Source organism: Legionella worsleiensis (assembly GCF_001467535.1).
Classification (GTDB): Bacteria; Pseudomonadota; Gammaproteobacteria; order Legionellales; family Legionellaceae; genus Legionella; species Legionella worsleiensis.
On sequence record NZ_LNZC01000027.1, the window covers coordinates 210,332 to 211,174 of the forward strand.

Sequence of the window (843 nt, forward strand, 5' to 3'; positions counted from 1 at the left end):
AACAGCTAAAATAGAGAAGAAAATTGCTGATTTAGTAGCCAGTAATGAATCTCTTAATGAACAATTTAAATTATTAACCAGTATCAAAGGCATTGGTAAATTAACTGCTTTCCACATCATTGCATTGATGCCTGATGTGAACTCCTTCGCTACTGCCAAGCAGTTTGCTGCATATATTGGTATCACACCAAAACAAAATCAATCCGGTACTTTTATTGGGAAAACAACGATTTCAAGGCTTGGCGATAGCAGGTTAAGAAAGTCTCTGTATATGGCTGCACTGGTGGCCAAAAATTTTAATAAGGGCTTAACTAATTTTGTTTCTCGGCTACAGCAAAAGGGAAAAAATCCGAAAACTATTATTTGCGCTGTGATGCGAAAATTAGCTCATATCATTTTTGGAGTACTTAAAAGCAAGCAACCTTTTAATGAAAATTTTGCTTGCCTTTAAAGACAGTATCTACGTTTGCTATGCCAATTCCCATTTACCCTTTTTTCGTAATTTAAACCAAGTTAGGGTTAATGTTCACGTTTAACATTTTTTTTTAAGAGAACCCCATTATGTCAGGGATAGGCAAATAGATTGTTAATCAGGCTCAGCAAGAGTAGCCTGGTTGCTTGCAACCAGGGATTTTCCTTATTCCTAAATGAAATACAACAACAACTAAATAATATGAAAATGACGCAAACAGCTAATTTAAGATTATCCAGATTAAGCCACAAATAAAAAACTTAAGGGCAGGGAATGTTTGCCTCGATTCAACCAAGATAATTTGGACAAATCCTGGTTGCAAGCAACCAGGCTACGTTTGCTAAGTTAGGGTTAATGTTCACGTTTAACAT

General features: G+C 35.6%; 1 protein-coding gene. It reads left to right on the forward strand.

Annotation, left to right across the window (positions count from 1 at the left end; all coding sequences use genetic code 11):
- On the forward strand, window positions 1–451 hold a 451-nt coding region (locus Lwor_RS10500), incomplete at its 5' end, for a transposase (RefSeq protein WP_193786616.1).
- Between the last annotated feature and the right edge of the window lie 392 nt (window positions 452–843).